This window comes from Levilactobacillus tujiorum (genome assembly GCF_012641185.1).
Classification (GTDB): domain Bacteria; phylum Bacillota; class Bacilli; order Lactobacillales; family Lactobacillaceae; genus Levilactobacillus; species Levilactobacillus tujiorum.
Genome location: NZ_JAAXLK010000084.1, coordinates 1 through 206, shown reverse-complemented (window position 1 = coordinate 206; position 206 = coordinate 1). Strand labels below are relative to the sequence as shown.

Below are 206 nucleotides of genomic sequence, written 5' to 3'. Positions count from 1 at the left end.
TGCTGGGATGAGGTGTGGATAGCGGTGAAATTCCAAACGAACTTGGAGATAGCTGGTTCTCTCCGAAATAGCTTTAGGGTTAGCCTCGGAGTTAAGAATCGTGGAGGTAGAGCCACTGTTTGGACTAGGGGCCCGTCATGGGTTACTGAATTCAGATAAACTCCGAATGCCACAGATTTATATCCGGGAGTCAGACGATGAGTGAT

1 rRNA gene is annotated in these 206 nt (G+C 48.1%); it reads left to right on the top strand.

What is annotated here, in order from left to right:
- A 23S ribosomal RNA gene (locus HF569_RS12815) occupies positions 1-206 on the top strand; the annotation flags it as partial.